Source organism: Novosphingobium sp., from assembly GCF_025351285.1.
Classification (GTDB): Bacteria; Pseudomonadota; Alphaproteobacteria; order Sphingomonadales; family Sphingomonadaceae; genus Novosphingobium.
On sequence record NZ_JANXWG010000147.1, the window covers coordinates 16,761 to 43,601 of the forward strand.

26 protein-coding genes are annotated in these 26,841 nt (G+C 64.9%); 14 read left to right on the forward strand and 12 right to left on the reverse strand.

The genetic code is table 11. The annotated features are described in order from the left end of the window. Positions 1-7 precede the first annotated feature (7 nt). Together ykgO and Q0R16_RS17735 are read left to right on the forward strand one after the other, a co-directional pair. On the forward strand, positions 8-133 hold the full coding sequence (gene ykgO / locus Q0R16_RS17730; protein ID WP_003046794.1) for a type B 50S ribosomal protein L36: 126 nt from the start codon (positions 8-10) through the stop codon (positions 131-133). A gap of 21 nt (positions 134-154) precedes the next feature. Next, positions 155-796, forward strand: coding sequence for an HAD family phosphatase (locus Q0R16_RS17735; protein WP_295639309.1), 642 nt, complete (start codon positions 155-157; stop codon positions 794-796). An 18-nt stretch (positions 797-814) separates the two neighbouring features. On the opposite strand, the gene pgeF is transcribed toward Q0R16_RS17735, so the two are convergent. Both pgeF and pepN read right to left on the reverse strand, forming a co-directional pair. Beyond that, positions 815-1,585, reverse strand: a complete 771-nt coding sequence (pgeF, locus tag Q0R16_RS17740; RefSeq protein ID WP_295639312.1) for a peptidoglycan editing factor PgeF — start codon at positions 1,583-1,585, stop codon at positions 815-817. Positions 1,586-1,592: 7 nt separating this feature from the next. Next, entirely contained in the window at positions 1,593-4,241 is a 2,649-nt protein-coding gene (pepN, locus tag Q0R16_RS17745) for an aminopeptidase N (protein WP_295639315.1), read from the reverse strand. Positions 4,242-4,401: 160 nt separating this feature from the next. Between pepN and Q0R16_RS17750 the strand changes: the two genes are divergently transcribed. Continuing rightward, a complete protein-coding gene (locus Q0R16_RS17750) occupies positions 4,402-5,733 on the forward strand; it encodes a M48 family metallopeptidase (protein WP_295639318.1) in 1,332 nt (443 codons plus the stop codon). After that, positions 5,730-6,515: an SDR family NAD(P)-dependent oxidoreductase gene (locus tag Q0R16_RS17755; protein ID WP_295639321.1), complete on the forward strand. Its 786-nt coding sequence runs from the start codon at positions 5,730-5,732 to the stop codon at positions 6,513-6,515. Before Q0R16_RS17750 ends, Q0R16_RS17755 begins: the two co-directional genes overlap by 4 nt. On the opposite strand, the gene Q0R16_RS17760 is transcribed toward Q0R16_RS17755, so the two are convergent. Both Q0R16_RS17760 and Q0R16_RS17765 read right to left on the reverse strand, forming a co-directional pair. Continuing rightward, positions 6,512-7,423 (reverse strand): EamA family transporter, encoded by a 912-nt coding sequence (locus tag Q0R16_RS17760; RefSeq protein WP_366857959.1) that lies wholly within the window; start codon positions 7,421-7,423, stop codon positions 6,512-6,514. The genes Q0R16_RS17755 and Q0R16_RS17760 overlap by 4 nt on opposite strands. Next, positions 7,420-8,451 carry a beta-eliminating lyase-related protein gene (locus Q0R16_RS17765; RefSeq protein WP_295639324.1) on the reverse strand — a complete coding sequence of 344 codons (1,032 nt, stop codon included), beginning with the start codon at positions 8,449-8,451 and terminating at the stop codon, positions 7,420-7,422. Before Q0R16_RS17765 ends, Q0R16_RS17760 begins: the two co-directional genes overlap by 4 nt. A 51-nt stretch (positions 8,452-8,502) precedes the next feature. On the opposite strand from Q0R16_RS17765, the gene Q0R16_RS17770 reads away from it, so the two are divergent. From Q0R16_RS17770 to Q0R16_RS17780, 3 genes are all read left to right on the forward strand, one after another. Further along, the gene (locus Q0R16_RS17770; protein ID WP_295639327.1) at positions 8,503-8,790 is read left to right on the forward strand and encodes a GNAT family N-acetyltransferase; all 288 of its coding nucleotides are present in this window, start codon (positions 8,503-8,505) and stop codon (positions 8,788-8,790) included. Between the two features lie 119 nt (positions 8,791-8,909). After that, positions 8,910-9,404, forward strand: a complete 495-nt coding sequence (locus Q0R16_RS17775) for a (2Fe-2S)-binding protein (RefSeq protein ID WP_295639330.1) — start codon at positions 8,910-8,912, stop codon at positions 9,402-9,404. Positions 9,405-9,409: 5 nt separating this feature from the next. Then, a complete protein-coding gene (locus Q0R16_RS17780; RefSeq protein WP_295639332.1) occupies positions 9,410-11,602 on the forward strand; it encodes a molybdopterin cofactor-binding domain-containing protein in 2,193 nt (730 codons plus the stop codon). Here the strand turns inward: Q0R16_RS17780 and Q0R16_RS17785 are convergent. Beyond that, entirely contained in the window at positions 11,599-12,723 is a 1,125-nt protein-coding gene (locus Q0R16_RS17785) for an ATP phosphoribosyltransferase regulatory subunit (protein ID WP_295639336.1), read from the reverse strand. The genes Q0R16_RS17780 and Q0R16_RS17785 overlap by 4 nt on opposite strands. A gap of 278 nt (positions 12,724-13,001) precedes the next feature. Here Q0R16_RS17785 and Q0R16_RS17790 point away from each other — a divergent pair, with 278 nt between their 5' ends. Both Q0R16_RS17790 and Q0R16_RS17795 read left to right on the forward strand, forming a co-directional pair. Further along, positions 13,002-13,385: a hypothetical protein gene (locus Q0R16_RS17790; RefSeq protein WP_295639339.1), complete on the forward strand. Its 384-nt coding sequence runs from the start codon at positions 13,002-13,004 to the stop codon at positions 13,383-13,385. A 69-nt stretch (positions 13,386-13,454) separates the two neighbouring features. Further along, on the forward strand, positions 13,455-14,273 hold the full coding sequence (locus Q0R16_RS17795; RefSeq protein WP_295639342.1) for a hypothetical protein: 819 nt from the start codon (positions 13,455-13,457) through the stop codon (positions 14,271-14,273). A 54-nt stretch (positions 14,274-14,327) separates the two neighbouring features. Here the strand turns inward: Q0R16_RS17795 and Q0R16_RS17800 are convergent, their stop codons facing one another. Beyond that, on the reverse strand, positions 14,328-14,774 hold the full coding sequence (locus Q0R16_RS17800) for a pyridoxamine 5'-phosphate oxidase family protein (protein ID WP_295639345.1): 447 nt from the start codon (positions 14,772-14,774) through the stop codon (positions 14,328-14,330). Positions 14,775-14,984: 210 nt separating this feature from the next. Here Q0R16_RS17800 and Q0R16_RS17805 point away from each other — a divergent pair, with 210 nt between their 5' ends. Beyond that, on the forward strand, positions 14,985-16,109 hold the full coding sequence (locus tag Q0R16_RS17805; protein ID WP_295639348.1) for a serine hydrolase domain-containing protein: 1,125 nt from the start codon (positions 14,985-14,987) through the stop codon (positions 16,107-16,109). Positions 16,110-16,158: 49 nt separating this feature from the next. Here the strand turns inward: Q0R16_RS17805 and serA are convergent, their stop codons facing one another. Continuing rightward, entirely contained in the window at positions 16,159-17,745 is a 1,587-nt protein-coding gene (gene serA / locus Q0R16_RS17810; protein ID WP_295639351.1) for a phosphoglycerate dehydrogenase, read from the reverse strand. A gap of 116 nt (positions 17,746-17,861) precedes the next feature. Continuing rightward, positions 17,862-19,010, reverse strand: a complete 1,149-nt coding sequence (locus Q0R16_RS17815; protein ID WP_295639354.1) for a phosphoserine transaminase — start codon at positions 19,008-19,010, stop codon at positions 17,862-17,864. A 260-nt stretch (positions 19,011-19,270) separates the two neighbouring features. Between Q0R16_RS17815 and Q0R16_RS17820 the strand changes: the two genes are divergently transcribed. Together Q0R16_RS17820 and Q0R16_RS17825 are read left to right on the forward strand one after the other, a co-directional pair. Next, positions 19,271-20,653, forward strand: coding sequence for a hypothetical protein (locus Q0R16_RS17820; protein ID WP_295639357.1), 1,383 nt, complete (start codon positions 19,271-19,273; stop codon positions 20,651-20,653). Continuing rightward, complete coding sequence (locus Q0R16_RS17825) at positions 20,638-21,000, forward strand: c-type cytochrome (RefSeq protein WP_295639360.1); 363 nt, start codon at positions 20,638-20,640, stop codon at positions 20,998-21,000. The genes Q0R16_RS17820 and Q0R16_RS17825 overlap by 16 nt, the downstream gene beginning before the upstream one ends. A 67-nt stretch (positions 21,001-21,067) precedes the next feature. Here the strand turns inward: Q0R16_RS17825 and Q0R16_RS17830 are convergent, their stop codons facing one another. Then, positions 21,068-22,717, reverse strand: coding sequence for a DEAD/DEAH box helicase (locus Q0R16_RS17830; RefSeq protein ID WP_295639363.1), 1,650 nt, complete (start codon positions 22,715-22,717; stop codon positions 21,068-21,070). Between the two features lie 680 nt (positions 22,718-23,397). Between Q0R16_RS17830 and Q0R16_RS17835 the strand changes: the two genes are divergently transcribed. Beyond that, on the forward strand, positions 23,398-23,889 hold the full coding sequence (locus Q0R16_RS17835; RefSeq protein ID WP_295639366.1) for a hypothetical protein: 492 nt from the start codon (positions 23,398-23,400) through the stop codon (positions 23,887-23,889). A gap of 180 nt (positions 23,890-24,069) precedes the next feature. Beyond that, positions 24,070-24,690, forward strand: coding sequence for an extensin family protein (locus Q0R16_RS17840; protein WP_295639369.1), 621 nt, complete (start codon positions 24,070-24,072; stop codon positions 24,688-24,690). A gap of 127 nt (positions 24,691-24,817) precedes the next feature. On the opposite strand, the gene Q0R16_RS17845 is transcribed toward Q0R16_RS17840, so the two are convergent. The 3 genes from Q0R16_RS17845 to Q0R16_RS17855 all read right to left on the reverse strand — a co-directional run. Next, positions 24,818-25,372 (reverse strand): LuxR C-terminal-related transcriptional regulator, encoded by a 555-nt coding sequence (locus tag Q0R16_RS17845; protein WP_295639372.1) that lies wholly within the window; start codon positions 25,370-25,372, stop codon positions 24,818-24,820. 347 nt (positions 25,373-25,719) lie between these two features. Then, on the reverse strand, positions 25,720-26,466 hold the full coding sequence (locus Q0R16_RS17850; protein ID WP_295639375.1) for a peptidase: 747 nt from the start codon (positions 26,464-26,466) through the stop codon (positions 25,720-25,722). A gap of 81 nt (positions 26,467-26,547) precedes the next feature. Continuing rightward, positions 26,548-26,841 (reverse strand): transglutaminase family protein (locus tag Q0R16_RS17855; protein WP_295639378.1); only part of this gene is annotated, 294 nt, incomplete at its 5' end.

Sequence of the window (26,841 nt, forward strand, 5' to 3'; positions counted from 1 at the left end):
GGATATCATGAAGATTCGCAACAGCCTGAAGTCGCTCAAGGACCGCCATCGCGACAACCGCGTGATCCGCCGTCGCGGCCGCACGTACGTGATCAACAAGACCAACCGTCGCTTCAAGGCACGCCAGGGCTGATCTGCGGGTAATGGAGTCGGCGTGCTGACTCCTTCTCCCAGTCTTCCCGCATTGGGCAAGATCGATGCGGTCGTGTTCGATATCGGGCGCGTGCTGGTGAAGTGGTCGATTCGTGATCTTTACGCCAAGCTGATCGATGATCCCGCCCGGCTCGACTGGTTCCTGGCCCATGTCGCCACCGAGCAGTGGAACTTCGAGCACGACGCGGGCAAGCCGCTTGCGCAACTGGTCGCCGAACGCACCGCGCTGTTTCCCGATGAAGCAGAACTGATCGCGATTTACCCGCAGCGCTGGCTCGAAACCGTGCCCGGACCGATCCCCGGCACCGCCGCGCTGGTCGAGGCACTGGCCGCGCGTGGCCACCCGCTTTACGCGATCACCAACTTCGGCGCCGAGACCTGGGCGATGTTCCGCCCGACATTTCCGGTGCTCGACCACTTTCGCGACATCGTCGTCTCGGGCCGCGAGCGGATGGTCAAGCCCGATCCGGCGATCTACGCGCTCGCGCAAGGCCGCTTCGGCCACGATCCCGCACGGATGCTGTTCATCGACGACAGCTTGCCCAATGTGCTGAGCGCGCGCGCCTGCGGGTGGAACGCGCACCATTTCCATGATGCCGAAACGCTCGAAACCGAGCTGCTTGCCTGGGGCCTGCTGGACTGAGCGCCAACGGTACCGGCGCTATCCCCGCAACCCGATCACCGAAATCTGCCGCCCATAGCCCGGCTCGCCACGATGCGTGGCGCGGCGGAAGCTGAAGAAGCGGTCCGCTTGGGTGTAGGTGTCTTCGTCCAGCCGCACGGCATTCTGCACGCCTGCCGCCTGCAACCGCGCCACGACATAGCCCGAAAGATCGAACCACGCGTGCCCTTCGCGGCCGGTGCGAAAGAAGCGTGCATTGAGTGTTTCGGCCATGACGAAGTTGGCCTCGAACGCGTCGTCGACTTCATAGCTCGGCTGCTGAATGCATGGGCCGACCACCGCAGCGATGCGGTCAACGCTCGCGCCCAATTCCACCATCGCGGCCACTGTAGCGTCGGTCACGCCGTCAATCGCGCCGCGCCAGCCGGCATGGGCCGCGCCGATCACACCTGCTTGCGCATCATGGAGCAGCACCGGCACGCAATCGGCGGTGAGCACGCCGAGCAGCAGCCCGGGCCGGTCGGTCACAAGCGCATCGCCCCTGGGGCGATCATCGTCTGGCCACGGCTCGGTGACAGTGAGCGCAACGGCCGAATGGATCTGAAAGGGCGTCACCAGCACCGCGCCAGACAACACCGCATCGCGCGCGCGAGTGCGGTTTTCGGCAATGGCGGCGGGATTATCCTCCGACCCCAACCCCACGTTCAGGCCGTGCATCAGCCCCGCGCTGACACCTCCGCGCCGGCCGAGGAAACCGTGCGCGGCGCCGGCCAGCGAAGGGTGCGTGAGGACTTCGAATCCCTCGATCATGACAACCTCAGGCCAGGCTCTTGGTCACCTGCTCGGTCACGTCGCGCGACAGGCCAGGGGTGGCGGCGATCCGTTCGAGTTCAGCGCGCATCATTGCGGCACGCGTCGGCTCGATCTTCTTCCACCTACCGAGCGCGGGCACGAACTTGGCCGCGGTGTTCGAATTGATCGGATCGAGCGCCAGGATCAGGTCGGCGATCATGCGATAGCCCTCGCCATCGGCCTTGTGGAACGCGGCGGTGTTCCCGGTGAACGGCATGTACAGCGAATAGAGCCGGTTGGGGTTGGTCAGCGCGAAATCGTCGCGCTGCGCCAGTGCCTTGACCTGCTCGATCACATTCGGGTGGAGCGAGCCGGCCTGGAGCATGAACCACTTGTCGATCACCAGCGCGTTGCCGTCGAAGCGCGCGTGGAAATCGGCCAGCGCGGCCTCGCGCTCGGGGCTGTCGAAGCCGACGAGCACGCCCAATGCGCCCTGCCGGTCGGTCATGTTGGTGGCGGCATCGTATTGCGCCTTGGCACGCCGCGCGGTCCCAGGCTTGTCGGCCGCGGCGAGCATGACCAGCGCTTGCGTTTTCAGCGACCGCGCGCCGCGCCCGGCCGCATCGAGAACATACGGAACCGCGCTGCAACGGTCATGCAACGCTTTCCATCGATCGGCCAATGTAGTTGCCAGCATGCGCTTCAACGTCTCGCGCTCCTCACGGATGCGTGACGGGTCGGCCGGGGCGATCTGTTCGAGGATGAAGGTTTCGGTCGGCAAGGACAGCAGCAGCGAGCGCATCTGATCATCGAGCGCGGGATCGGCCAGCACCGACGTGACGGCATTGACGATTGCCTGGCCGAGCGGTTCGCGGCCCGCTTCCGAGGTCTTGCCCGTCACCGCGCCGACCAGATATTGGACCACAAGCTGCTGCATTGCTTCGTAGCGCGCGAATTCATCGTCATCGTGCTGCGCCAGGAAGATCAGGTCTTCGAGCGACTGCGGCGTGGTGATGATGATCGGGGCGGAAAAGCCGCGGTTGATCGACAGCACCGGCGGCCCATTGGAGCCTGGGTCGAAGCCTTCGAAAGTGAAGCTCTGCTCGGCCTCGGTCAGCACCAGCAATTGTTCGGGGTGGTGCTGACCCGTCGCGCGGTCGAACAGCGCGGTCCGCAGCGGGATCACCATCGGCTGCTTGACGGGCTGGCCGGGGGTGGGCGGCACGGTCTGCTTGAGCGTCAGCGTGACCTTGCCCGAACCCGCATCATGCGCCACCGCCACTTCGACCTTCGGCGTGCCCGCCTGCTCGTACCAGCGGCGGAACTGCGTGAGATCAAGCCCGGCGCCGTCCTCGATCGCCTTGACGAATTGCTCGCACGTCGCGGCTTCGCCATCGTGGCGGTCGAAGTAGAGATCGGTGCCCTTGCGGAAGCGTTCCTTGCCCGCCAGCACGGTCATCATGCGGATCACTTCGGCACCCTTGTCATAGACGGTCGAGGTGTAGAAGTTGCTGATTTCCTGGTAGCTGTCGGGCCGGATCGGGTGCGCCAGCGGCCCTGAATCCTCGGAGAACTGGCCCGAGCGCAACGATCGCGCCTCGTCGATGCGGTTGACCGGTTCGCTGCCCATGTCGGCGCTGAACTGCTGGTCGCGCAGCACGGTGAAGCCTTCTTTCAGGCTAAGCTGAAACCAGTCGCGGCAAGTCACGCGGTTGCCCGACCAGTTGTGGAAATATTCGTGCGCGACGACCGCTTCGATCCCGTCATAATCGCCGTCGGTCGCGGTTTCGGGATCGGCCAGCACGTAACGCGTGTTGAAGACGTTGAGGCCCTTGTTCTCCATCGCGCCGGCGTTGAAGTCCGACACCGCGACGATGTTGAATTCATCGAGATCGTATTCGCGGCCGTAGACGTCCTCGTCCCACTTCATCGAGTGCTTGAGGGAAACCATCGCGTGTTCGGTGCGGGTTTCGTCGCCGGGGCGAACCCACACCGCCAGCTTGACCACGCGGCCCGACATTGTGGTGAAAGTATCGCGCTGCGCCAGCAACTCGCCCGCCACCAGCGCGAACAAGTACGACGGCTTGAGCCAGGGATCGTCCCACTCGGCCCAATGTGAACCATCGCCATTGTCGCCTTCGGCCACCAGGTTGCCGTTCGACAGCAGCACCGGGAAGGCTGCCTTGTCGCCCGTCATCCGCACATGATAGCGGCTGAGCACGTCGGGCCGATCGGGGAAGAAGGTGATGCGGCGAAAACCTTCGGCCTCGCACTGCGTGCACAACAGGCCGCTGGTGGCATAGAGCCCCGAAAGCTGCGTGTTGGCCTTGGGATCAACGGTGGTTTGGATCACCAGTTCGTGCCGGTCCCCCGGCAGGTCGATGACGAGATCGCCGTCCTCGATGCGGAAATCGTTGTGAAGCTGGCCGTCGATCGTCAGCGAATCGGGCGTGAGCCCATCTCCATCCATCCGGATCGTGTTGCTGCCCGAACCGGCGGCATTCTTTTCGACCGTGATCGTGCTGGTAACTTTGGTCGCCTCGATGCCGAGCTGGAAATCGAAGTGGATCGTCGGCACCAGCCAGTCGGGCGGGCGGTAATCGAGCCGCTTGACCACGCGGGGTTCGGCTTTTTCAGCGGTGGCGGGCTGGGCGATCGTTTGGGCTGCATCCATCATGGCGCACAGTCTAGGCCCGCTGACAAGGCGATGGAACCGCCAAAACGCGCGCGGCGCAATTATGGCAGTGCAGCATATCCGGCACAAAATGCCTGGCGGCTTGACCGGTGTTCTGCGCAGGCAATACAGTGCTGCATCGGAACGGGGAGCAGCATAGATGAAGCGAGCAATGTGGATGATCGCGCTGGCGGCGGGCGTAGCGGCATTTGCCGTGCCGGCGCTCGCCGAAGCGCCGGTGCCGGTAGCGCCGTTCGACGTTACCGAGGCCACCCGCGCTTACCTCGATACGCTGCAAGGCGCGGCGCGCGCGAAATCCAACGCCTATTTCGAGGGCGGCTACTGGCTGATCCTGTGGGGCGCGCTGGTCTCGATCATGATCGACGGCGCCATCCTGCGCTTCGGCCTTTCCGCCCGGTTCCGCGACATGGGTGAACGCGTGTTCAAGGCGAAGGCCGGCGTCACCTGGATCACTGCGCTGCTCTATACGCTTGTCAGCTTCGTGATCACGCTGCCGTGGTCGATCTACACCGGCTTCGTACGCGAAAAGCAGTATGGGCTGATGAACCAGACGTTTGGTGCATGGGCGGGTGACCAGGCCAAAGGTTTGGCGATCGCATTGGTGCTGGTGCCGTTGATCGTGATGGCAATCTACGCGGTGATCCGCCGCAGCCCGAAGCACTGGTGGATTTACGGCACCGGGGTGGTGGCGGTGTTCATGACGATCGGCGCAATCATCGCGCCGGTTTACCTCGCGCCGCTGTTCAACACTTACAAGGAGCTGCCCGCCAGCCCCGCGCGCACGCGGATCGTCGAGATGGCCAAGGCCAACAATATCCCGGCCGACCATATCTATCTTTTCGATGCTTCGCGACAGACCAAACGCATCTCGGCCAATGTCTCGGGGCTGGGTCCGACGATCCGCATCAGCGTCAACGACAACCTGATCAACCGCACCACACTGCCCGAAACTGCCGCGGTAGTCGGGCACGAGATGGGGCATTACGTGCTCGGCCACGCGCGGCGCGGGCTGCTTTACCTGGTGCTGCTGGCCGCGGCCGCGTTGTGGATCGTGTCGCGTGTCGCACCCGCACTGATCAAGCGGCATGGCGAGCGATGGGGCGTGCGCAACCTGGCCGATCCTGCCTCATTGCCGGTGCTGAGCATCCTGCTGGCCATCATGGGTCTGGTCGCCACGCCGATCACCAACACCATTACCCGCACCGCCGAAAGCGACGCCGATGCGTTTGGGCTCAACGCCGCACGAGAGCCCGACGGGTTTGCCCTGGCGGCGATGCAATTGTCCGAATACCGCAAGATCCAACCCGATCCGCTCGAAGAAATGGTGTTCTACGACCACCCTTCGGGTGCAACGCGCGTGCGCATGTCGATGCAGTGGAAGAAGGACCATGTGCCCAATGCGGTGATGGTCACTCCGCCGCCGATGGTGCCCGACGCGCCCGCCGGTCAGATCACGCCCAGCGCAAAATGAAGCCTCGACTGTTCATCTTCGGGTTGGGCTACACCGCCGGGCGCATCTCGGCCGCGCTGGAGGCAATCGGCTGGGAAGTGATCGCCACCGGCCGCGACGGGCAGTTCTCGTTCGACGACCAAGGCAGCGTGCGGCTCGGGCTGGCCGATGCCAGCCATGTGTTGTCGTCGGTGCCGCCGGGCGGGGAAGGCGTGGACCCCGTCCTCGACCGCTATGGCGATGCGCTGCGGGGCAAGGACTGGATCGGCTACCTCTCCTCGACCGGGGTCTACGGCGATACCGGCGGGGCGTGGGTCGATGAATCAGCCCGGATCGGCACCGGGCGGCGTTCGGCGCGGTCCGAAGCCGATCTGGCATGGCAGGCGCTCGGCGCGCGCGTGTTCCGCCTGCCGGGCATCTACGGCCCAGGCCGCAGCGTGTTCGAACGCGTGGTTGCTGGCACCGCGCAACGGATCGACATGCCCGATCAGGTGTTCAGCCGCGTTCACGTAAACGACATCGTCAGCGGCGTGCTGGCCGCGCTCGATGCTCCGGCCGGCGCCTACAACCTCGCCGACGATTGCCCTACCAGCCAGAACACGCTGATCGAGGCGGCTTGCCGGCTGCTGCGCCGCGATCCACCGCCGCTGCTGACGCTGGAACAGGCCAATCTTTCACCGATGGCGCGCGGTTTCTATGCAGAGAACCGCCGCGTTGCGAACGGCAAGGCGCGGCGGGTGCTGGATTGGGTGCCGCAATTTCCCACCTATCGCGAGGGTTTGGCGGGCCTGTTGGCGGGCTAAGCCGGCTTCCGGGCGTTCAACGCCACCACCAGCCCGGCCAGCGCCAACGCCGCCCCGCTCGCGGCGAGCACACTCCACTGGTAACCCTCGAACACCGTCGATAGCGCCATCGCCACCACGGGCACGAGCACGCCGCTATATGCGGCGCGGCCGGCGCCCAGCGTTCGCAGCAAGTTGAAATAGAGCGGAAACGTGATCACCGAACCGACCAGCGCAAGATAGCCAACCCCCGCCAGATAGCGCGGGTGCCAGTCGATCTGCGGCGGCCCGGCCAGGAACCAGGCGGCGATGGCGTCGATCATCGCCCCGATCAGCATCGCCCAGGCGAGCATCGGCAGCATAGGGACGTGCCGCGCGCGCGGGCTCGATTGCACGATGTTGGCCACCGAGGCAGACATCAGCCCGCCGAGCGCCAGCGCGATGCCCAGCAGCGCATGTGCGCCCGGCGCCGCCAGCCGCGCTTCGTGGAGCATCAGCAACGCAATCCCGGCGATGGCGATGCCCGATCCGACAAGGAACCGCCCCGTCAGCGGCTGGCCCAGGAAAGCGCGCGCCATCAGCGCATTGGGCACCAGCAGCAGCGCATAGAGCACAGCGACAATGCCCGATGTCAGGTGCTGTTCGGACGCATAGACAAACTGGAAGTTGAGCGCGAACTGCGGAATGCCCACCATCGCCGCCAGCAGGAAGCCCCGTCGATCGAGCCACAGCGGCTCGCGCCGCGCTTTGGCGAGCGCGGCCATGGCAATGCCAGCGACCAGAAACCGCCAGGTAGCCGACCAGCTTGGCGGAACCTGCCCGACCTGGTCCTTGATAACCAGCCAGGTCGATCCCCAGATCAGCGAAACCATGAGGAACGGCAGCGCGATGCGCGGCTGCCAGAAATGGACGTGCGGATCGTCGCTCACAGCGAAGCGATAGCGCGGCCGAGCGCCGTGACATGCGCGGGATCGCTGTTCCACGCGGTCACCAGCCGCGCCGCACCCGGATGTCCTTCCCCCGAAGCATTGGCGGGCGCGGGCCAGTCATAAAAGTCGAAGCCCTGCTTGCGCAAAGCCGCGGCCTCGGTCGGCGAGAGCGACACGAAGATTTCGTTGGCCTCGACGGGTTCGAGCTGCCGCGCGCCACAGCTTGCCGCGATCTCGGCGGCGGCGGCGTTGGCGGCATGGGCATTGTCGAGCCACAAATCGCCTTCGATCATCGCCAGCAGTTGCGCGGCCAGGAACCGCCCTTTCGATTGAAGGTGCCCCGCGCGCTTGCGGTTGAGCCGGGTCACGTCCGCCAACGCGGGATCGAAGAACACCAGCGCTTCGGCGTTCATGCCGCCGTTCTTGACACAGCCAAAGCTGAGCGCGGTCACGCCGGCGCGGCTTGTCAAGTCGGCGGGCGCGCAACCGAGGTGCGCCACGGCGTTGGCGAAACGCGCGCCGTCCATGTGCAGGCCAAGCCCGCGCACCTTGGCGAACGCGGCGATTTCAGCCACTTCGGCAGGCGTATAGACCCGGCCAAGTTCGGTTGCCTGCGTGATCGAGATCGCGTGCGGCTGGACCTGGTGGACGCCCGGCCGGATCGGCGCGATCGCCGCCGCCAGCGCGTGTGGGGTCAGCTTGGCGCCTTCGCCATCGACCAGCATCAACTTGGCACCGTGGGTGTAGAAGCCCGGCGCACCGCATTCGTCCTGCTCGATATGCGCGGCGCGGTGGCACAGCACGCCGCCGTGGGGCGGGCACATCGCGGCAAGCGCGAGGCAGTTGGCCGCGGTGCCGCTCGCCACCCACAGCACCGCGCAATCGGCCTCGAACAGCGCCGAAAACGCCGCATCGAGCCGCGCACTCAGCGCATCGCCGTCATAGGCGTGGTCGGCGCCATCGGCGGCGCGCATCGCGTCCCACACGCGGGGGTGGACCTGGGCGGCGTTGTCGGAGAAGAACTTCATGACCTCGAGCGTTTAGGTGGCAGAATGCAACGGTCAAGAAGGAACCCGACGATGACCATTACGATCACCCGCCATGACGCCGGCACCAGCGGCGAATACCATGCCGCGGTCGAAGGCAGCAGCGCCATCGGGCGGCTGACTTATGTGCGGCATAACGATGTTCTCGCCGCCGAACACACGCTCGTTCCCAGGGAAATCGGTGGGCGCGGCGTGGCCGGCAAACTGGTCGAAGCGCTGATCGCCGATGCCCGTGCCGAACATTTCCGCATCGATCCGCAATGCAGCTACGTCGAGGCTGCATTCGGCAAGCATCCCGAATGGGCCGATCTGCGCGCCTGACACCACATGGGTTGCAGATGACGACGGGAATTCTTGGACGCGCCGATCAATTTGGTTATGACAATCGCACTCGCCAGGTTTGGCAGAGCGGGGAAGCGGGCGCTGATGGGGCACAATCGATGACGGTCGAGCTTATGGTCAATGGCCACGCAACGCGCTTCGAGGGCGAATCCGATACCCCGCTGCTGTGGGCGATCCGTGAACAACTGGGGCTGACCGGCACCAAATTCGGGTGCGGGATCGCGGCTTGCGGGGCGTGCACGGTCCATATCGACGGGCAGCCGGCGCGGTCGTGCTCGGTCCCGATCGGCGAAGTTGCCGGCAAGGCGGTGACCACGATCGAAGGCCTGAAATCGCCCGAAGGCGCGCTCCACCCGGTGCAGCAGGCCTGGATCGACGCGCAAGTGCCGCAATGCGGATACTGCCAGTCGGGCCAGATCATGGCGGCCGTCGCGCTGATTGCCAAGGCCGGCAAGCCCACGGCAGCGCAGGTCGATGAAGCGATGACCAATATCTGCCGCTGCGGCACGTACCCGCGCATCCGCGCCGCAATCCTGGCCGCGACCGGTCAAGCGGCCGAAGCTTCACCCCAGCCCGCGACGGGAGCAGCGTGATGGGCGTGAAACGCAGGAGCTTCCTGATCGGCGCCGCCGCGATTGCGGGCGCCGGGGTATTCGGCGTTAGCTACGCCGATCGCAGTGCGCGGCGGGCCGCGATGGGCGCCACGGTCAAGCCGGGCGAAGGCGGCTTTGCAGCCTGGCTCAAGATCGCGCCCGATGACACGGTCACGGTCTATTCGCCGACGATCGACTTCGGCCAGGGCTCGCACACCGCGCTGGCGCAGATGGCGGCGGACGAGCTCGACGCCGATTGGTCGAAAGTGCGGGTCGAACAGGCGCCTGCGCTCCCCGGCTTCGCCAACAGCGCGCTGGTCGAAGGGTTCGGCGACGAAATGGGCCACGGCATGGGCAAACATCTGCCGCAAGCGGTGCTGTCGATGCTGGCGCGCAGCGCGCCGATCATGATCACCGGCGGATCGTCGGCGGTGCGCTACACCGGCCAGATCGCCATGCGGCGCACCGGCGCAGCAGCGCGGCTGGCGCTGATCGAGGAAGCAGCGCACCGGCTGGGCGTGCCGGCGGCCGAACTGACCACGGCCAATTCGGTAGTCAGCCATGCCAGGTCGGGGCGCAGCTTGCGCTATGGCGAACTGGCAGTGGCAGCGGCACAGCGCACGATGGCGGGCAACCCCGCGCTCAAGGTGCCGAAGGATTGCAAGCTGATCGGCCAGTCGCCGGCGCGGCTGGATATTCCGGCCAAAGTCGACGGTTCTGCACAGTACGGCATCGACGTGATCGTGCCCGATATGCGCGTGGCCACGCTGGTGATGGCGCCGGTGCGCGGCGGCAAGCTCGAAAGCGTTGACGACAAGCCCGCACTGGCTGTGCCCGGCGTGGAGCGGGTGATCCGGCTCGACGATGCGGTGGTGGTGGTGGCCAAGGGTTACTGGCCGGCGCGCAAGGGCGTGCTGGCGCTGGCGCCCAAATTCTCCGACGGCGGGCATGGCGCGCTCGATTCGGCGGCGGTTCACGCTGCGCAGGACAAGCTGCGTGCAGGCGACAAGGCCGACAACAGCGGCGGTTCGGGCGATGTGGATGCTGCGTTCGCCGACAAGCCGCACACCGTGGTCGAGGCCGATTACCGCGTGCCGTTCCTCCATCACGCGATGATGGAACCGTTCGCAATGACCGCGCATTACAACGCTGGCAAGCTGGAGCTGTGGGTGGGCCTGCAGGACCCGCTGTCGGTGCGCAAGATGGCAGCAAAGGCAGCGGGCTTGTCCGAGGAAGACGTGACCGTCCACACCACGATCATGGGCGGCGGCTTCGGGCGGCGTTTCCCCGAAAAGTGCGAAATCATCGGCCAGGCCGTGGCGGTGGCGAAGCAGTGTCCGTGGCCGGTCAAGCTGATCTGGAGCCGTGAGGAGGAATTCACTCACGGCAGCTATCGCCCGCAAAGCTCGGCGCATCTCAAGGCCACGCTCGGCAAGGACAAGCGGCTGACCGCCTGGCGCAATGACTATGTCCAAAGCGACGATGCCGAGCAGGAGACGCACTTCAGCTACCAGATTCCCGCCACCTCGCGCCGGCACTTCAAGTACCAGTCGAACCAGAACGACGGGCCATGGCGCTCGGTCAATTCGACGCAGCAGGGCTTTTACAACGAGAGCTTCATCGACGAAATGGCGCACGCCGCGGGTGAAGACCCGTACCAGTTCCGCCGCAAGCACCTCGCCCCCGGATCGCGGCACCTTGCCGTGCTGGACGAGGCGGCGAAGCGCGCCGGCTGGGGATCACCGCTGCCGCAGGGCACCGGGCGCGGGATTGCTCTAGTCGAAAGCTTCAACACGATCGTGGCCGAAGTGATCGAAGCCTCGGTCGATCCCGACGGCAAGCCGCGCGTCCACAAGGTCACCGCGGTGGTCGACTGCGGCACCACGGTGAACCCGCGCAACGCCGAGGCGCAAGTCATGGGCGGGATCGTGATGGCGCTGTCGGTCGCGCTGGACGAAGAAATCACGCTCGACAAGGGCGCGGTGGTCCAGGCCAACTTCGGCGATTACCCGATCCTGAAACTGGCCGACGCGCCACCGGTGATCGACGTGCACTTCATCGAAAGCGGCGCGCCGATGGGCGGGATCGGTGAACCGGGCGTGCCGCCGGCCCCTCCTGCCCTCACCAACGCGCTGTTCGCGGCGACCGGCAAGCGCATTCGGCAGTTGCCGATCAAGGACCAGTTCAAGCCGGCCTAAATCGCGACCGGCTCCACGCCTTTCAGCCGGTGTGTGCAGCCGAGCGTGGCCGGTTCGTCGCCCTCTCCCAGCGCGGCAACGGTGCGCCAGCCGATCGCGCGGAGCCTTGCCGCGGCATCTCGATCATGGCCAAGTGGCAGGAACATCAGGTCCCCCGCCGCTTCGGTTTCGGCCAGTTGCGCAATCAGGCCATCTGGGTAGAGCGAGAAACCCGTGGCAACTTCAGCGGCTTGCAACGTTGCGTTGGCGATCGTGTACGTTCCGCCCCGACCCAGGCTGCCGCGCACGCCATCGGCGTAAAGCATGAAGCCGAACCACGATTGGTATTCGAAGCCGTGCCGCTCGCTCGGGTCAAGCGTGATCCGTGCCGATGTGCCCACCCGCGCCGCGATCTCGCGCAGCGCCGCGATCCGTGTCGCCAGGGCCCCGCCCGCATCGATGGCGTTCAACCGCTCGATCGCGGTCTCGAACTCGCCGGTGGCGTAAAGCAGCGGTACGTAATCCGCGCCTCCAGCATCGACCAGCCCGCCCACATCCTTGGTGTCGAGTTCGCGCCGAACCGCGTCGATCTGGCCGGGCGCGAGCGGCATTGCCTTGGCGGCCAAGGTGTCGACCAGGTCGGGCAAAGTGAAATCGACGCTGATGCCGCGCGCGCCGGCGGCCGACAGCGCTTCGATTGCCACCGAGACGACCTCACTGGCCGCAGCGACGGTATCGGCGCCGATCACTTCCGCGCCGCACTGGCTGCGCTGGCGCCCCGGATCGAGCCCATCGCCCTTGATCGTCACCACTTCGCCGGCATAGCTCAGCCGCAATGGCCGCGCGGCATCGGCCAGCCTGGTTTCGGCGATGCGGCCTATCTGCGGGGTGATGTCCGATCGCAGCGCCATCATCCGCAAGCTGGCCGGATCGACGAACCGCACCATCCGCCGCGAACTGATCCCCGCCATGCGCGTGGCCAAGCTGCGTTCGAATTCGATCAGCGGCGGGGTGACCCGATCATAGCCGTATGAATGGAGCACATCGGCGATCGTGCGCAGCACGCGCGTGGCGGCGGCGCTTTCGCGCGGCAGGCGGTCTTCGAGGCCTTCGGGCAGCAAGTCGGGATCGGAATCGGTCATATCGCGCCGCCGAGTGGCGCAAAGCCGCGCGGGGTGCAAGCGGGACCGCAATCAAGTTGACGCAGAACGAAGCTTTTGTCCGCGCCATCGGTCCCACTTTCGAATTTCAATTCAACCGCTTGCGCCGATTCAGCCGCGCGCGAGCGTGACCTTTGAGAATCGGCCTCCATCAGCGGCAATTCGGGCATCATGCGGTGCATGGTCGCGCTTTAGCCCATTGCCGCAATGTAGGAAAATCGGCAGGATCGCGCGCAGACGGGGCGGGCGGGAGATGGGCAATGCTGCGATTGGCAGGAGCGGTTAGCGGCGGACTTGCCACGTGGATCGTACTCGTCACGCTGCTCAACTTCGGGCTGCGCGCGGCCATGCCCGGCTATCACGCGGCCGAGCCCATGTTTGCCTTCACGCTGTCGATGATGATCGGGCGGCTGGTGATCGCAGTGCTGACCTCACTCGCGGCCGGCGCGGTGGTGCGCGCCATCGCGCCGGGCAGCCAGTTTGCGCCGTGGGTCGTCGGGATCGTGCTACTCGCGCTGTTCATTCCGGTGCACGTGCAGATCGGCGCGCGGCTGCCGCTGTGGTATCACATGGCGTTCCTGCTGACGCTCGCGCCGTTGATTTGGGTTGGGGCAAGGTTGGGGCAGCGGGCGGTGCGAGACTGATCCCTACCGCAAAGTCTGCGACGCCACTGTCAGACTTTGCGAACCGCGCTAACATCCAGGAATCAGCGAATGCGATTTGCCGAAGTTGTGGTTCGAATTGGATCGTATGCGGGCATATGCTTTCTGATGGCCGCGTGCAGCGCATCGAAGGCCACGAACCCAGATGCGGACACAATTTATTTCAGCGGACAGATCGATGCCGCCAGCGTCGCCAGATTTGTACAGGTCTTGCGTTCGCCGAGTGCAGAAGGGGCGCGCTGGATCGAGATCACCAGCGCAGGTGGCGACGCTCCCGCTGGATTTGCAATGGGTCACCTCATCCACGACCGCGGCCTGTCGGTAAGAGTCAAAGGCTATTGCGTATCGGCTTGTGCACAGTATGTTTTTCTGGCTGGAAAATTCAAAAGCGTAGAGCCTAAATCCCTCGTTTTGTTCCATAATACCCTTGGAATGATTGAACGTTTGCACCGCGCAGCAGGCGAGCGCGAAGGTGCTGATGCTTTTGTGCCGGTGGCAAAGCAGGAAACGCAGTTCCTTCACGAAATCGGGGTCGATACGGACCTGACCGCGTTGGCGATGGGTGGCCTCGGTCCGGTTTGTATCACCGTGAACAAGCAGTTCGCTGCATCCGATCTAAAACGCTACGGCTATGGTTCACGCGTGGTCGCGTTCGGCGTTTCAAAGCAGATGATCGAAGGCCTTGCGGGTCCGGTTCAGGGATATTGGCCGACCGACTACCCAGACATCTTCCATACGCTTCGCATATTGCCCTTCAACCGCGCGTTCACCGTAGCGTGGGTTTCCGGGGTTGCAATAAAATCACAAATGCGGCCGATTGCTCCTGCGCTGCCATTTTGTCCTTCAATGACAGTTCCTCGAAATCGCTGACCCACAGTTGATCTGCCCGATTCCCCGCTCAGGCATGCCTGTTTCCGGGAATATTCACACCCGAAACGGCACTTCACCCTCATCCTCGCCATCCCAGTAATGGATGCGCGTCGCGCGGACGCGGATGAGCAGCAGGCCGGGGGTGTCGATGCCCTCTGCGTACCAGCGATCGAGACTGTTGTGCCAATGCTCGGCGAATTGGGCCTTGTCGCGGACAAGTTCGGCGCGGCCTTCGACATGGTAGAATGCGCCCGGTGCGCCGAGCAGGCCCTTGATGCCGGCGCTGCCCTGGTACGACACGCCCACTTGCGGGTTGGCCGCAATGTCCGATGCCATGCGCGTATCGGTGCTGGAAAAGAACCAGATATCGGCATCGAAGGTCACTTCGCGGTTGTTGCTCATCGGCCGCGCGGCGATGGCGCCGCCTTCGGTCACCGTGGCCAACGTGCAAAAATCGATGTCGCGCATCGCTTCGGCAACGTCCTCAATCGTCATAGGCATCGCAACTTCCTGTTCGGGTAAGGGGAATGTCGGTTGAGCGCGCGAGCGCAGCGATTGTTCCGACGCCGGGCAAGCGACACGCAGGATCGCGCGTCTTGCGGGGGCTTCGTTCAGGACTGCCCCTTCAGGCAGGTGCAGGATTTTCGCGTGTCGCGCGGGTGGCCAGGGTCCATCGCAAGAATTGCGGGATCACATGGATGGAGGCCGACCATGAAGCAGATTGTGCGATCGATGTGGGTGGTGGCAGCGATGCTGTCGTCCACGACAAGCGCCCGTGCTGCCGCTGAAGACACCGGCGCGGCGGCGACCCGGGCGCTTGCCGTTGCCCGAGCCGCGAACCTGTCGGGCGAAATCGCGCTGGGGTACGCGGGCGGAGAAGTGTTCGACCAGGCGTTCGGGTTGGCCGACCGCGAGCGTGGCCGGCCCCACCGCAGCGGCGCGCGCTGGCTGTGGGCATCAGTGACCAAGCAGGTAACCGCAACGCTGGTGATGCAGCAGGTGGAAGCTGGACAGATAGCGCTGGATCAGCCGATCCGCGCTTACCTGCCATGGTTTGCGGGGTCTTCGGGCGACAAGGTTACAATCCGGCACTTGCTCCAGCATGTCTCCGGCCTGCCGAATCCCAACGATACCAAGCCGAATGCGCAGGACGTCCAGGCCTTTTACACCAAGACCGGCGCGGCGATCGGCGACACGGCACGCGCGCGCGGGTTCTGCTCGGGGACGCCTATGGCCGCACCGGGCGCCGGATTTTCCTACAACAATTGCGATTATCTGGTGCTCGGCGCAATCCTTGAGCAAGTCACCGGACAATCTTTTGCGGCGTTGGTGGCCGAAAGAATTGCAAAGCCGCTCGGCCTCCGGTCGCTCAGGATGGCTGCGGACAAGGCACCGCGCGGCGGCGGTGCGCCGATCGGTTATACCACGGGCGGCAAGCGCTATCCGGTGATCAACGTGGCAACGTTCGGGGCTGCCGGCGCGCTGACCGGGACGGCGCGCGATCTGGTGAGGCTCGATCTGGCGCTTGTGCAGGGCAAGCTGCTGAAGGATGCGTCGCGGGCGATCCTGTGGAGCGGCGACCCCAAGCTGGGCTACGAAGCCTTGGGGGTGTGGTCGTTCGCGGCGAAACTGCGAGGGTGCGTGGCGCCCGTCGCGCTGATCGAACGGCGCGGCGATGTTGGCGGCACGCAAGTGCGCAACGTGATCGCGCCGGCGCTTGGCCGCGCAATCGCAGTCTTCACCAACGACGATTCGGTCGACTTCGGCGAGGTCTGGCAAGGCAAGGGGCTGTCGTTCGACCTGCTGTCGGCGGCATTCTGCCAAGCGGGCGGTTGAGAACACGCTCCGCCTCGTGATCGTTCACGAGGCGGAGCCGACCTTCACCTCAAACGAACTTCAACGCCATTGCGCGCTTCACGCCGGGCAGCTTGCGCGCGGCTTCGAGCACCGTGGCGGGGACGGCGTCATCGACCGAGAGCAGCAGGATCGCTTCGCCACCGGCTTCGCGGCGGCCAAGGTTGAAGGTGCCGATGTTGATGCCGTTTTCACCGAGCAGCGTGCCGATGCGGCCGATGAAGCCGGGGGCGTCTTCGTTGACGATGTACATCATGTTGCCGGCCAGTTCGGCCTCGACCTTGATGCCGAACAGTTCGACCAGGCGCGGTTCGCTGTTGGCGAACAGCGTGCCCGCGACCGAGCGCTCGCCCGCGTCGGTCTTGACCGAGACGCGCACCAGCGTGTGGTAATCGCCGGCCTTTTCGGTGCGGACTTCGCGAATTTCCATGCCGCGTTCGCGCGCCAGGAACGGTGCGTTGACCATGTTGACCGTGTCCGACTGGCAGCGCAGGAAACCGGCGAGGACGGCGGCGACGATCGGCTTGTTGTTCAATTCGGCCGCGGCGCCTTCGACGTGGATCGAGATGCGCGGGATGGTGCCGGTGGTGAGCTGGCCCACCAGACTGCCCAGTCTCTCTGCCAGCGCCATATAGGGCTTGAGCTTGGGTGCTTCCTCGGCCGAGAGCGAAGGCATGTTGAGCGCGTTCGTCACGCCGCCGTTGACGAGGAAATCGGCCATCTGTTCAGCCACTTGCAGCGCCACGTTGACTTGCGCTTCGTTGGTGCTGGCGCCCAAGTGCGGCGTGCAGATGAAGTTGGGCGTGCCGAACAGCGGCGACGTGTGCGCGGGTTCGGTCTGGAACACGTCGAGCGCGGCGCCGCCAATGTGGCCCGAATCGAGCCCGGCCTTGAGCGCGGCTTCGTCGATCAGCCCGCCGCGCGCGCAGTTGACGATGCGCACGCCCTTCTTGGTCTTGGCCAGGTTTTCGGCCGAGAGGATGTTGCGCGTCTGGTCGGTGAGCGGGGTGTGCAGCGTGATGAAATCGGCCTTGGCGAGCAGCGTATCGAGATCAGCCTTCTCCACGCCCATTTCGATTGCGCGTTCGGCGGTGAGGAACGGATCGTAAGCAACAACCTTCATCTTGATGCCGAGCGCGCGCGACGCCACGATCGAACCGATGTTGCCCGCGCCGATCAAGCCGAGCGTCTTGCCGGTCACTTCCACACCCATGAAGCGGTTCTTCTCCCACTTGCCGGCCTGGGTGCTGAGATCGGCCTCGGGCAACTGGCGGGCGAGCGCGAAGATCAGCGCGATCGCGTGTTCGGCGGTGGTGATCGAGTTGCCGAACGGGGTGTTCATCACCACCACGCCCTTGGCGCTGGCGTAGGGGATATCGACGTTATCGACGCCGATCCCGGCGCGGCCGATGACTTTCAGGTTGGTGGCGGCATCGATGATCGCCTTGGTCGCCTTGGTGGACGAGCGGATGGCCAGGCCGTCGTACTGGCCGATGATCGCGGCCAATTCTTCGGGGGTCTTGCCGGTGATGACATCGACGTCGCAACCACGCTCGGCGAAAATGCGCGCGGCGTTGGGGTCCATCTTGTCGGAAATGAGTACGCGTGGCTTGGTCATGGGATTGGTCCTGATCGTTCGTCATGCTGAACTTGGTTCAGCATCCATCGCGCGTCCGCAAACGTCGGTGCGATGGGGGAAATGGACCCTGAAACAAGTTCAGGGTGACGGTTAAGTTAGGAGTTCGCGGCCTGCTCTTCGGCTTTTACGATCTCGTAAGCCCAGTCGAGCCAAGGGCCGAGCGCTTCGATATCGGCCGTATCGACCGTGGCGCCGCACCAAATTCGCAGGCCAGCCGGGGCGTCCCGGTAACCAGCAATATCGTACGCCGCTCCTTGCTCTTCGAGCAAAGCCGTCATCCGTTTGATCATGTTTTGATCAAAAAGACGCACGAACAAACATACACTGGTCTTTGATCGATATTTTGGATCGTCAGCGAGATGGAAAAGCCAATCTCGCTCCTCCACGATCTTGTCGAGCGCATCGGCATTGGCGGTGCAACGGTGCTGCATGGCGCTTAGACCGCCGAGCGACTTGGCCCATTCGAGCGCGAAGATCGCGTCTTCGACCGCCAGCATCGAGGGGGTGTTGATCGTCTCGCCCTTGAACACGCCTTCGGTCAGCTTGCCCTTCGAAACCAGCCGGAACACCTTGGGCAGCGGCCAGGCGGGGGTGTATTCCTCCAGCCGTTTCACCGCGCGGGGGCCGAGGATCAGCACACCGTGGCCGCCTTCGCCGCCCAGCACCTTCTGCCACGAGAACGTCGCTACATCGATCTTGTCCCACGGCATGTCGTAAGCGAACACCGCGCTGGTAGCGTCGGCGAAGGACAAGCCCTCGCGGTCGGCGGCGATCCATTCGCCATCGGGCACGCGCACGCCGCTGGTGGTGCCGTTCCAGGTGAACAGCACGTCGGTGGACCAATCCACCTTGTCGAGATCGGGAAGCTGGCCATAATCGGCGCGCATCACGGTGGGTTCGAGCTTGAGCTGCTTGACCGCGTCGGTCACCCAGCCATCGCCGAAGCTTTCCCAAGCCAGCGTGGTCACGGGGCGTCCGCCCAGCATCGTCCACATCGCCATCTCGAACGCGCCGGTGTCGGAACCGGGGACGATGCCGATGCGGTGCGTGTCGGGGACTTGCAGCACTTCGCGCATCAGGTCGATGCAAAGCTGCAGGCGCGCCTTGCCGATCTTGGCGCGGTGCGAGCGGCCGAGCGATTGGGTTGCGAGTTTGTCTGGGGAATATCCGGGCGGCTTGGCGCAAGGACCGGAAGAAAAAAACGGACGCGCGGGCTTGGCCGCTGGCCGGGTAGGTTCAGTCATGTAGTCTCTCCTTACAGAGAGCACGCGCGGCGTTGGGACCGCGTGGCCCGGGGGCGCACTTAGGGCCCGAGGGCGGGGTGTCAAGCCAATTCGCCCGGCGTCGTGGCGCAATCGCGGTGGCCTTCGTTGCATTCCGCGCGCAATGGCCGGCGCAAATTTCATCGCGACAACGGCAGCTTGTTGTCCCCGGTCAATGCCTTGCGAGGCTTGGGCGAGCAGCCTTTGCCATGCCCAAGGCAATCGCGCCACGGGCCTGGAGGATGACCATGACCGCTGCGAAAATTCGAAAATCCCGGCTTTGGGGAGACCGGATCGCATGGACCGCGCTTGCCGCCGGACCGCTCGCCATCGCGTTGGCCGGCCCGGCGCACGCGGTGCCGAGTTTCACCGACCAGACCGGGCAGCCATGCCAGGCGTGCCACGTCGGAGGGCTGGGGCCGCAGCTCACCCCGTTCGGGCGCGAATTCAAGATCGGCGGCTATACCATGCGGACCAAGGCCTCGATCCCGGTGGCGGCGATGGCGATTGCCAGCTTCACGCATACCAAAAAGGACCAGAACCCGCCGCCAACCCCGTTCGGCGCGAACGACAACTTTGCGTTCGACCAGGGCAGCCTGTTTCTCGCGGGTGGGTTCGGCCAGCACTTGGGCAGCTTCGTCCAGGTGACGTATGATGGAGTCGCGCACCAATGGCATTGGGACAACCTCGACTTGCGCGCGGTGACGACCGGGCATTTGTTCGGGCAGGACGCGACGTTCGGGCTGACGGTCAACAACAACCCGACGGTGCAGGACCCGTGGAACACCACCGCGGCCTGGGGCTTTCCTTATACGACCTCGGCGCTGGCCCCATCGCCCGGCGCGGCGCCGCTGATCGACGGGGGTCTGGCGCAGAACGTGCTGGGGGTGACTGCCTACACCTGGATCGGGCACAAGTTCTACATCGAGGCCGGCGGTTATTCGAGCCCGAGTGCGGGCACGCTGAGCGCTTTCGGGATCGATCCGCTCAGCCCGGGCAATATCCGCGGGATCGCTCCCTATGGCCGCCTGGCCTTGCAAGTGCCGCTCGCCGGCGGGACCGCAGAAGTGGGCGCGTTCGGCTTGCGCGCCGCGATCAACCCGGGGCGCGATCGGTCGAGCGGGTTCACCGATCGCTACACCGATGTGGGGCTCGATGCCTCGTGGCAGAAGCCCACTGCTGCGGGCGACGTGCTGACCTTCGACATGCGCTACGTTCACGAATCGAGCGACTTGCGCGCCAGTTGCGCGCTGGGGCTGATCGGCAACGGCAGCACGCCCGATTGCGCGAAGACCAGCCTCAACGAAGTGCGTGGCAACGTCAGCTACAGCTTCCGCAACAAGGTGGGGCTGACGCTGGCGGGCTTTTCGACCACCGGCACCAGCAACGCCAACCTCTACGGCGGGCCCAATGCCAGCCCGAACAGCGACGGCGTGATGGGCCAGATCGACTACACGCCCTGGGGCGGCGGCAACGGTCCGCTGGGGCCCCGCTTCAATCTGCGCGTGGGCGTGCAGGGCACTGTCTACGGCCGCTTCGATGGCGCACGCCGCAATTTCGACGGAGCGGGTGCCAATGCGCCCGACAACAACACGGTAAGGGTATTCACATGGCTCGCATTCTGACAATCGGTATTGCCGCGCTGCTGGGCAGCACGCTCGCTCCATCCGCGATGGCGGCGGATAGCGGCGCGCAAGTTTTCAAATCGCAATGCGCGATCTGCCACTCGGGCGCCAAGGGCGCGATCGGGCCGAGCCTGGCGGGCGTGGTCGGCCGCCATGCCGGTTCAGCGCCGGGCTTCAATTATTCGCCCGCGATGAAGCAATCGGGGCTGGTGTGGACCCCGGCCGCACTCAAACTCTACATCGCCGAGCCGGCCAAGACCGTGAAGGGCAACCGCATGCCTTACGCGGGCCTCAAGGACCCGGCGAAGCTCGATGCCGTGGTGGCCTATCTCGCCGCCCAACGCTGACAGCGGACAAGCAAAGGCCGGGATGACCGTGTGGTCGTCCGGGCCTTTGTCTTGCTAGGTCAGGCGATCAGCGTGCGCGGTAGTTGCCGCCGCCGCCGTTGCCGCCACCACTTCCGTTGCCGAAGCGACGCTTCTGGCCGCCATTGGCGCCGGGCGCAGCGGCAGGACGCGGTGCATGCGGCTTGGCAGCGTGCGGCGCATCACGGCGCGGCGCATCCGAACGCGGCGCATCGGCGTGATTGGCAGCAGGACGGGGCCGCTCAGGCATCACGCCGAGCGGACGGACTGCGGCATCAGGCTTGCGCTCGGCACGCGGTTCGCCGCGCACGACGACGTCATTGACGCGCGCCGGACTGCGATGGCGGTTGGGCGAGCCGCGGTCGCCGTCGGGGCGATAGCCACCGCCACCCGAACGTTCGCCGCCACTGCGCTCACCGCCGGGGCGGCCCCCACCCGAGCGCTCGCCACCGCGACTACCGCCGCTGCGGCCGCCGCGACCCATGTCGCGCCGACCGCCACGATCGTCCGATTCGGCCGACTTGAGCGGCAGCGGCAACTTCGAAGCCTGCGCCTGGAAATCAGCGGGCAGCGGCAGCGGCATCAGCTTCACGCCGGTCAGCTTCTCGATATCCTTGAGGTAGGGCTTTTCATCGCCCGCGACGAAACTCCACGCGATGCCATCGGCGCCCGCGCGCGCTGTACGCCCGATGCGGTGGACGTATTGTTCGGCCACGTTGGGCATTTCGAAGTTGAACACGTGGCTGATGCCGGTCACGTCGATCCCGCGCGCGGCGATGTCGGTGGCGACGAGCACGCGGATCGCGCCCGAGCGGAACCCGTTTAGCGTGGCGGTGCGCTGGCCCTGGCTCTTGTTGCCGTGGATCGCCGAGGCGACGACGCCGGCCACGCCCAGGTGGCGCGCGATGCGATCGGCGCCGTGCTTGGTGCGCGAGAACACCAATGCGCGATCCAGCGTGCCGTCCTCGGCAATGGCCTTGAGCCGCAGCGTGAGCAGCGCCTGCTTCTCGCGCTGGTCGATGAAGGTGACGTATTGCTCGACGCGTTCAGCGGTGGTGGCCTGCGGGGCCACTTCGACACGCACCGGGTTGTTGATGAACTGCTTGCCCAGATCGGCGATCGCCTGGGGCATCGTGGCCGAGAAGAACAGGCTCTGCCGCTCCTTGGGCAGCATGTTCGCCACGCGCTTGAGCGGGTGGATGAAGCCGAGGTCCATCATCTGGTCGGCTTCGTCGAGCACGAAGATCTCGACATTGCGCAGCGTCAGCGCGCGCTGGTCGATCAGGTCGAGCAACCGGCCCGGCGTGGCGACCAGCACGTCGCAGCCCGGAACCAGCGCGCGCGACTGCTTGCCCACTGGCACGCCGCCGAAGATGCACTGCACGCTCATCTGGAGGTTCTTGGCGTAGCCGCGCATGTTGTCGGCGATCTGGGCGGCCAGTTCGCGGGTGGGCGAAAGCACCAGCATCCGGCACGAGGCGGGCTGGCGCGGCTTGGGGTTGGCGGCCAGGCGGTGCAGCGAAGGTAGCGAAAACGCCGCGGTCTTGCCGGTGCCGGTCTGCGCGATGCCGAGCAGGTCACGGCCCGCGAGCAATGCCGGGATGGCCTGCTGCTGGATCGGCGTGGGATCGGAGTAGCCCTTCGCTTCAAGCGCGCGAAGGATAGGCTCGGCCAGGCCGAGCGACGAAAAATAGGACATGGGTATTCTTTCAAGTGCTGCCACTGGGCGCAGCCAAAACGGCTCGCCGGGCGGCAAGGGGGTCAAATTGAAGCGACCCTGCGTGACGAAGGAAGCGTCTGTTTCGAGATGGTTGACCCTGGCCTAGAATCCTCGCGTCAAACGCAAGAAAGGCTGTCCTGAGCGGGGGCGCCGTTAAAAACGAACCCTCACGCTGCCCAGGACTGCGGCGGGCTTGGTGCCACGCGCGCCGGTCAATGACGGGCCAATTAGTGTGCGATGCAGCAAAATGCAAGCGATTTCGGCAAGTGGGCTGCGCCGGACACGTTCGGGCATGGCCGAGACGGAGATATCGCAAGAGGCGAATGCCTTTCGAAATCGTAATCGATTGCTTGTTACTGGCATTGCAATCAATGAAATTTCATTATTTCAACAAATCGATTGCATTTTGGTAGTATCGGCTAATTAACCATGTTGTTTAGCGCCCTTTTCAAATTCTGCGGGCCATTGGCAATTCAGCAGAATTTTCAGGGGGATGACAAATGTCAAAGTGGATTGTGAGCGCAGTGGCGCTGGCGGTTATTTGTAGTTCGACAGTACAGGCCCAGACCATTTATCACTGGCCTGCCGCGGTGGGTGCCAGCGAAAGCCAATCGCAAGCCTTTTTTCTTCCAAGTGGCACGCCGATCAAGCTGCGGACATTGACACAAATTTCCTCGCGCGACAGCAAACCCGGCGATCGCGTCTATCTGGAAGTGGCCGAAAGCGTCTCGTTTCGGGGCCAGGTGGTCATACCCGTCGGCTCGCCGGTGTTCGGTGAGGTCAGCGTGATGCAGCGCAACGGGCACTTCGGCCGCAAGGGCAAGATCGGGGTGCGCCTGATTCAGGTCGAAACGCCAAGCGGCCCGATCCGCCTTGGCGGCGACGCCTATAAGGAAGGCCACAGCGGAACCGCTGCCTCGGTCGCCACGATCGTGCTGGTATCGTGGGTCGGGTTCGTCATCCACGGCACCAGCGCGAAAGTCATGCCGGGCAGCCCGGTTGATGCCTTCCTGGCTGAACCGCTCAATTTCGCGTGGGCTCCCGCGAGCAATTCGCGCTTGGGCGCGGCGACAGCAGCTCAACCCGACAGCGCAACCGGCAACCGCCTGGGCATGAACGACCGCGCGCTACTGCCCGCCTTGAACAACTAGGCGAACGTCGCAGCCACAGTTTGAGCCGCGGGTGCACTTCATCGCTCCCGCGGCTCAAGCCGTTGCATTGCGGGCCGATGCGTCGACGCGCTAACCGCCTGTTAACCATCGCGCGGCATCGTGCAGGACATGAGAGGCAGCGCGGCATCGTTGGGACTCGTGGCGCTGTTGGCGGGGTGCATGGCCAGCCCTGTGCACCGCGCGACTGAGCCGATGCGGGCTGCTGCGGCGCCGTTCTCGAGCTTCCCCGAAGGCGGCAAGTGCCTGACCGAACTTGGGCAGGCGCGCGCGAATTTCTCCCCCTTGCCCGATCGCTATTATGGCGCCGGCTGTTCAACCGTGGGCACGGTGCAACTGGCCGGACTGCAGGGCGACACTGCGGTGTTTGCGGTGCGCGGACTTGGCCCGGTGACGTGCCCACTGGCCGAGACGCTGGCGGGATGGGCGCGGTTCGGGGTCGATCGCGCGGCGCGGACGATCCTGGGCAGTCCGCTCGTCCGGATCGAGACCATGGGCAGTTATGCTTGCCGCAATGTAATCGGCAATTCGGGCAGTTCAGGCCGGCGATCAGCGCATGCGACGGCCAACGCGGTCGACGTCGCAGGTTTCGACCTGGCTGATGGGCGGCGCATCCTGGTGACTGCGAACTGGAACGACCCCGATCCGGCGGTGCGCCAGTTCCTGCGCACTGTGCGTGGCAGCGCTTGCAAGCGCTTCGCGACGGTGCTGAGCCCCGATTACAACGCGGCGCACCACGATCACTTGCACGTTGAAGTGGGCGGCAGCCGCTTCTGCAGTTGAGTTGCACGACCCTCAAGCCCACCGCGAAACGGCCGGCTGCCTTCCCTTTTTCGGTCCCCAGCCTTCGCCGCGATGAACGGCAAGCGGCGGGGGTGCGCCCGAAGGGCTTCTAGGCTGGCAGGTTCATTCAGGCCGCAATTTCATCCAGGCCGGTGGCTTCGATGCGCAGGCGGACGGCTTCGGCGGCGTGGCGCGCGCCCAGCTTGCCCATCATTTTCATGCGGTGGATTTCCACGGTGCGCGGGCTGATTTCAAGTTCGCGCGCGATCGCCTTGTTGCTGCACCCGGCGGCCAGCCGATCGAGCACTTCGCGTTCGCGCATCGAGAGCCGCGAGATCCGCTGGCGGGCATCGGCGGCGCGGGCGCGCTGCTGGCGGTGGCCGTTGGCTTCGATCACCACCCGATCGACCGCTTCGCACAGCGGCCCCACATCGAGCGGCAACGCCAGGTAATCGAGCGCGCCGGCCTTGACCGCGGCGACCACGCCGGTTGTTTCAGGCGTTTCGGACAGGGCGACCACGGGCAACCAACTGCCGCGATCCGCAAGGCCCCCAAGGATCTGCGCGACGATATCGCTACCCGGATCATCATGCGCCAGAACGATTCCACCCGACGGCGCGTGATGCAGCAATTCATCGAGCCCGCCATAGATTTCCGCGTGGTACCCGGCGGTGAAGGCCAAGCGGGCAAGCCGTGCGCGGCGAGCCGAGTCAGTGTCAAGGATGTGGAGGATGGTGCGTTCGGTCATGAACAGAGTAAGCGCTGTGGACGCTGCACTAGACCAGCCCGATTGGACCCGAAACCGATGGTTAATTGGTGGCTAATACGCTCGAATGGCCGCAACGCTTGATTGTGCGCGGTCCGAATTGGACTGGAAAGTTCATTCGATTGCAGCGCCGGTTCATCATCAGCGCGGCGACACCCGCTAGACCCGACCGCTCCGCTTGACCAGCCGGTTTTAGCGCTTAGCGTTTTACCGACGGTAAAGTTACGGATGAAAGCTTTTCGGACCAAGCGCTGGCAGCAAGACTAGCCGTTGGGGTTTCCATCCAGCGAATAAGGCGGCAGCGATTCCAACGCATCGCGCATCGCTTCGCCCCAAGTCTGCGAGATCGCCTGGTAATACGGATCCGATGCCAGCACGCGCCGTTCGTGCAGTGGTTCGTAGTTGTCCTTTTCCATCACCAGCAGATCGAGCGGCAGCCCGACCGAAAGGTTGGCGGCGATGGTCGAATCGAACGAGACCATCAACAGCTTGATCGCTTCCTCGAAGCTCATCGCCGCATCGTAGCCGCGCACCAGGATCGGGCGGCCGTACTTGGCCTCGCCGATCTGGAAGAACGGGGTGTCGACCGTCGCTTCGATGAAATTGCCTTCGGGATAGACCATGAAGACGCGCGGATCGCCGCCCTTGATCTGGCCCGCAACGATGATCGTCGCGCCGAAATTGACCCGGCTGGTGCCGCCATCGGGGCGCAGTTCGATCGTGTCGCGCAGCAGGATACCGACTTGTTCGGCCACCTGGAACATCGTTGGCGCTTCGAGCAGCGTGGGATGGCGATCGGGCTTGGCCTTCTGGCGTTCCTCGAGCAGCGACACCACCCGCTGCGTGGTGGCCAGGTTGCCCGCGGTCATGATGCCGATGATGCGTTCCCCCGGCACCGACCAGCAGTGCATCTTCTTGAACACCGAGATATTGTCGACGCCCGAATTGGTGCGGGTGTCGCTCATCAGCACCAGCCCGCGATCCATCAACATGCCAACGCAATACGTCATCGCATTCTCCCCCGCACGGTTCATGCCCGTGACTGCGGCGTGCGACTCGCGCCGGAACCATCCGCCTGTTGGCGTGACGCGCTATTGTTCCATACGCTGCGAGGTGACTGCAAGCTCCACGTTCAAGGATTCTTCAGCGCCGCCGTAATGGATGCCGGTGACGGGCGCAGCTTCGCGGGTGTCGGCGCCGGTGGCGACGCGCACATAGCGCTCATCGGGGCAGACTTCGTTGGGAATGTCGAAGCCGACCCAGCCTAGCCGCTCGACATAAGCTTCGGCCCAGGCGTGGCCGGCGTCCTGGACCGTGCGGCCTTCCATCATCAGGTAGCCGCTGACATAGCGCGCGGGCACGTCCATCGCGCGGGCTGCGGCGAT

What these genes read in the sequence shown, in the direction of transcription:
- ykgO (WP_003046794.1), top strand. Translation starts at nt 8, where the DNA reads ATGAAGATTCGCAACAGCCTGAAGTCGCTCAAGGACCGCCATCGCGAC.
- pgeF (WP_295639312.1), bottom strand. Translation starts at nt 1,585, where the DNA reads ATGATCGAGGGATTCGAAGTCCTCACGCACCCTTCGCTGGCCGGCGCC.
- pepN (WP_295639315.1), bottom strand. Translation starts at nt 4,241, where the DNA reads ATGGATGCAGCCCAAACGATCGCCCAGCCCGCCACCGCTGAAAAAGCC.
- Q0R16_RS17750 (WP_295639318.1), top strand. Translation starts at nt 4,402, where the DNA reads ATGAAGCGAGCAATGTGGATGATCGCGCTGGCGGCGGGCGTAGCGGCA.
- Q0R16_RS17755 (WP_295639321.1), top strand. Translation starts at nt 5,730, where the DNA reads ATGAAGCCTCGACTGTTCATCTTCGGGTTGGGCTACACCGCCGGGCGC.
- Q0R16_RS17765 (WP_295639324.1), bottom strand. Translation starts at nt 8,451, where the DNA reads ATGAAGTTCTTCTCCGACAACGCCGCCCAGGTCCACCCCCGCGTGTGG.
- Q0R16_RS17770 (WP_295639327.1), top strand. Translation starts at nt 8,503, where the DNA reads ATGACCATTACGATCACCCGCCATGACGCCGGCACCAGCGGCGAATAC.
- Q0R16_RS17775 (WP_295639330.1), top strand. Translation starts at nt 8,910, where the DNA reads ATGACGGTCGAGCTTATGGTCAATGGCCACGCAACGCGCTTCGAGGGC.
- Q0R16_RS17785 (WP_295639336.1), bottom strand. Translation starts at nt 12,723, where the DNA reads ATGACCGATTCCGATCCCGACTTGCTGCCCGAAGGCCTCGAAGACCGC.
- Q0R16_RS17790 (WP_295639339.1), top strand. Translation starts at nt 13,002, where the DNA reads ATGCTGCGATTGGCAGGAGCGGTTAGCGGCGGACTTGCCACGTGGATC.
- Q0R16_RS17795 (WP_295639342.1), top strand. Translation starts at nt 13,455, where the DNA reads ATGCGATTTGCCGAAGTTGTGGTTCGAATTGGATCGTATGCGGGCATA.
- Q0R16_RS17800 (WP_295639345.1), bottom strand. Translation starts at nt 14,774, where the DNA reads ATGCCTATGACGATTGAGGACGTTGCCGAAGCGATGCGCGACATCGAT.
- Q0R16_RS17805 (WP_295639348.1), top strand. Translation starts at nt 14,985, where the DNA reads ATGAAGCAGATTGTGCGATCGATGTGGGTGGTGGCAGCGATGCTGTCG.
- serA (WP_295639351.1), bottom strand. Translation starts at nt 17,745, where the DNA reads ATGACCAAGCCACGCGTACTCATTTCCGACAAGATGGACCCCAACGCC.
- Q0R16_RS17815 (WP_295639354.1), bottom strand. Translation starts at nt 19,010, where the DNA reads ATGACTGAACCTACCCGGCCAGCGGCCAAGCCCGCGCGTCCGTTTTTT.
- Q0R16_RS17820 (WP_295639357.1), top strand. Translation starts at nt 19,271, where the DNA reads ATGACCATGACCGCTGCGAAAATTCGAAAATCCCGGCTTTGGGGAGAC.
- Q0R16_RS17825 (WP_295639360.1), top strand. Translation starts at nt 20,638, where the DNA reads ATGGCTCGCATTCTGACAATCGGTATTGCCGCGCTGCTGGGCAGCACG.
- Q0R16_RS17830 (WP_295639363.1), bottom strand. Translation starts at nt 22,717, where the DNA reads ATGTCCTATTTTTCGTCGCTCGGCCTGGCCGAGCCTATCCTTCGCGCG.
- Q0R16_RS17840 (WP_295639369.1), top strand. Translation starts at nt 24,070, where the DNA reads ATGGCCAGCCCTGTGCACCGCGCGACTGAGCCGATGCGGGCTGCTGCG.
- Q0R16_RS17850 (WP_295639375.1), bottom strand. Translation starts at nt 26,466, where the DNA reads ATGACGTATTGCGTTGGCATGTTGATGGATCGCGGGCTGGTGCTGATG.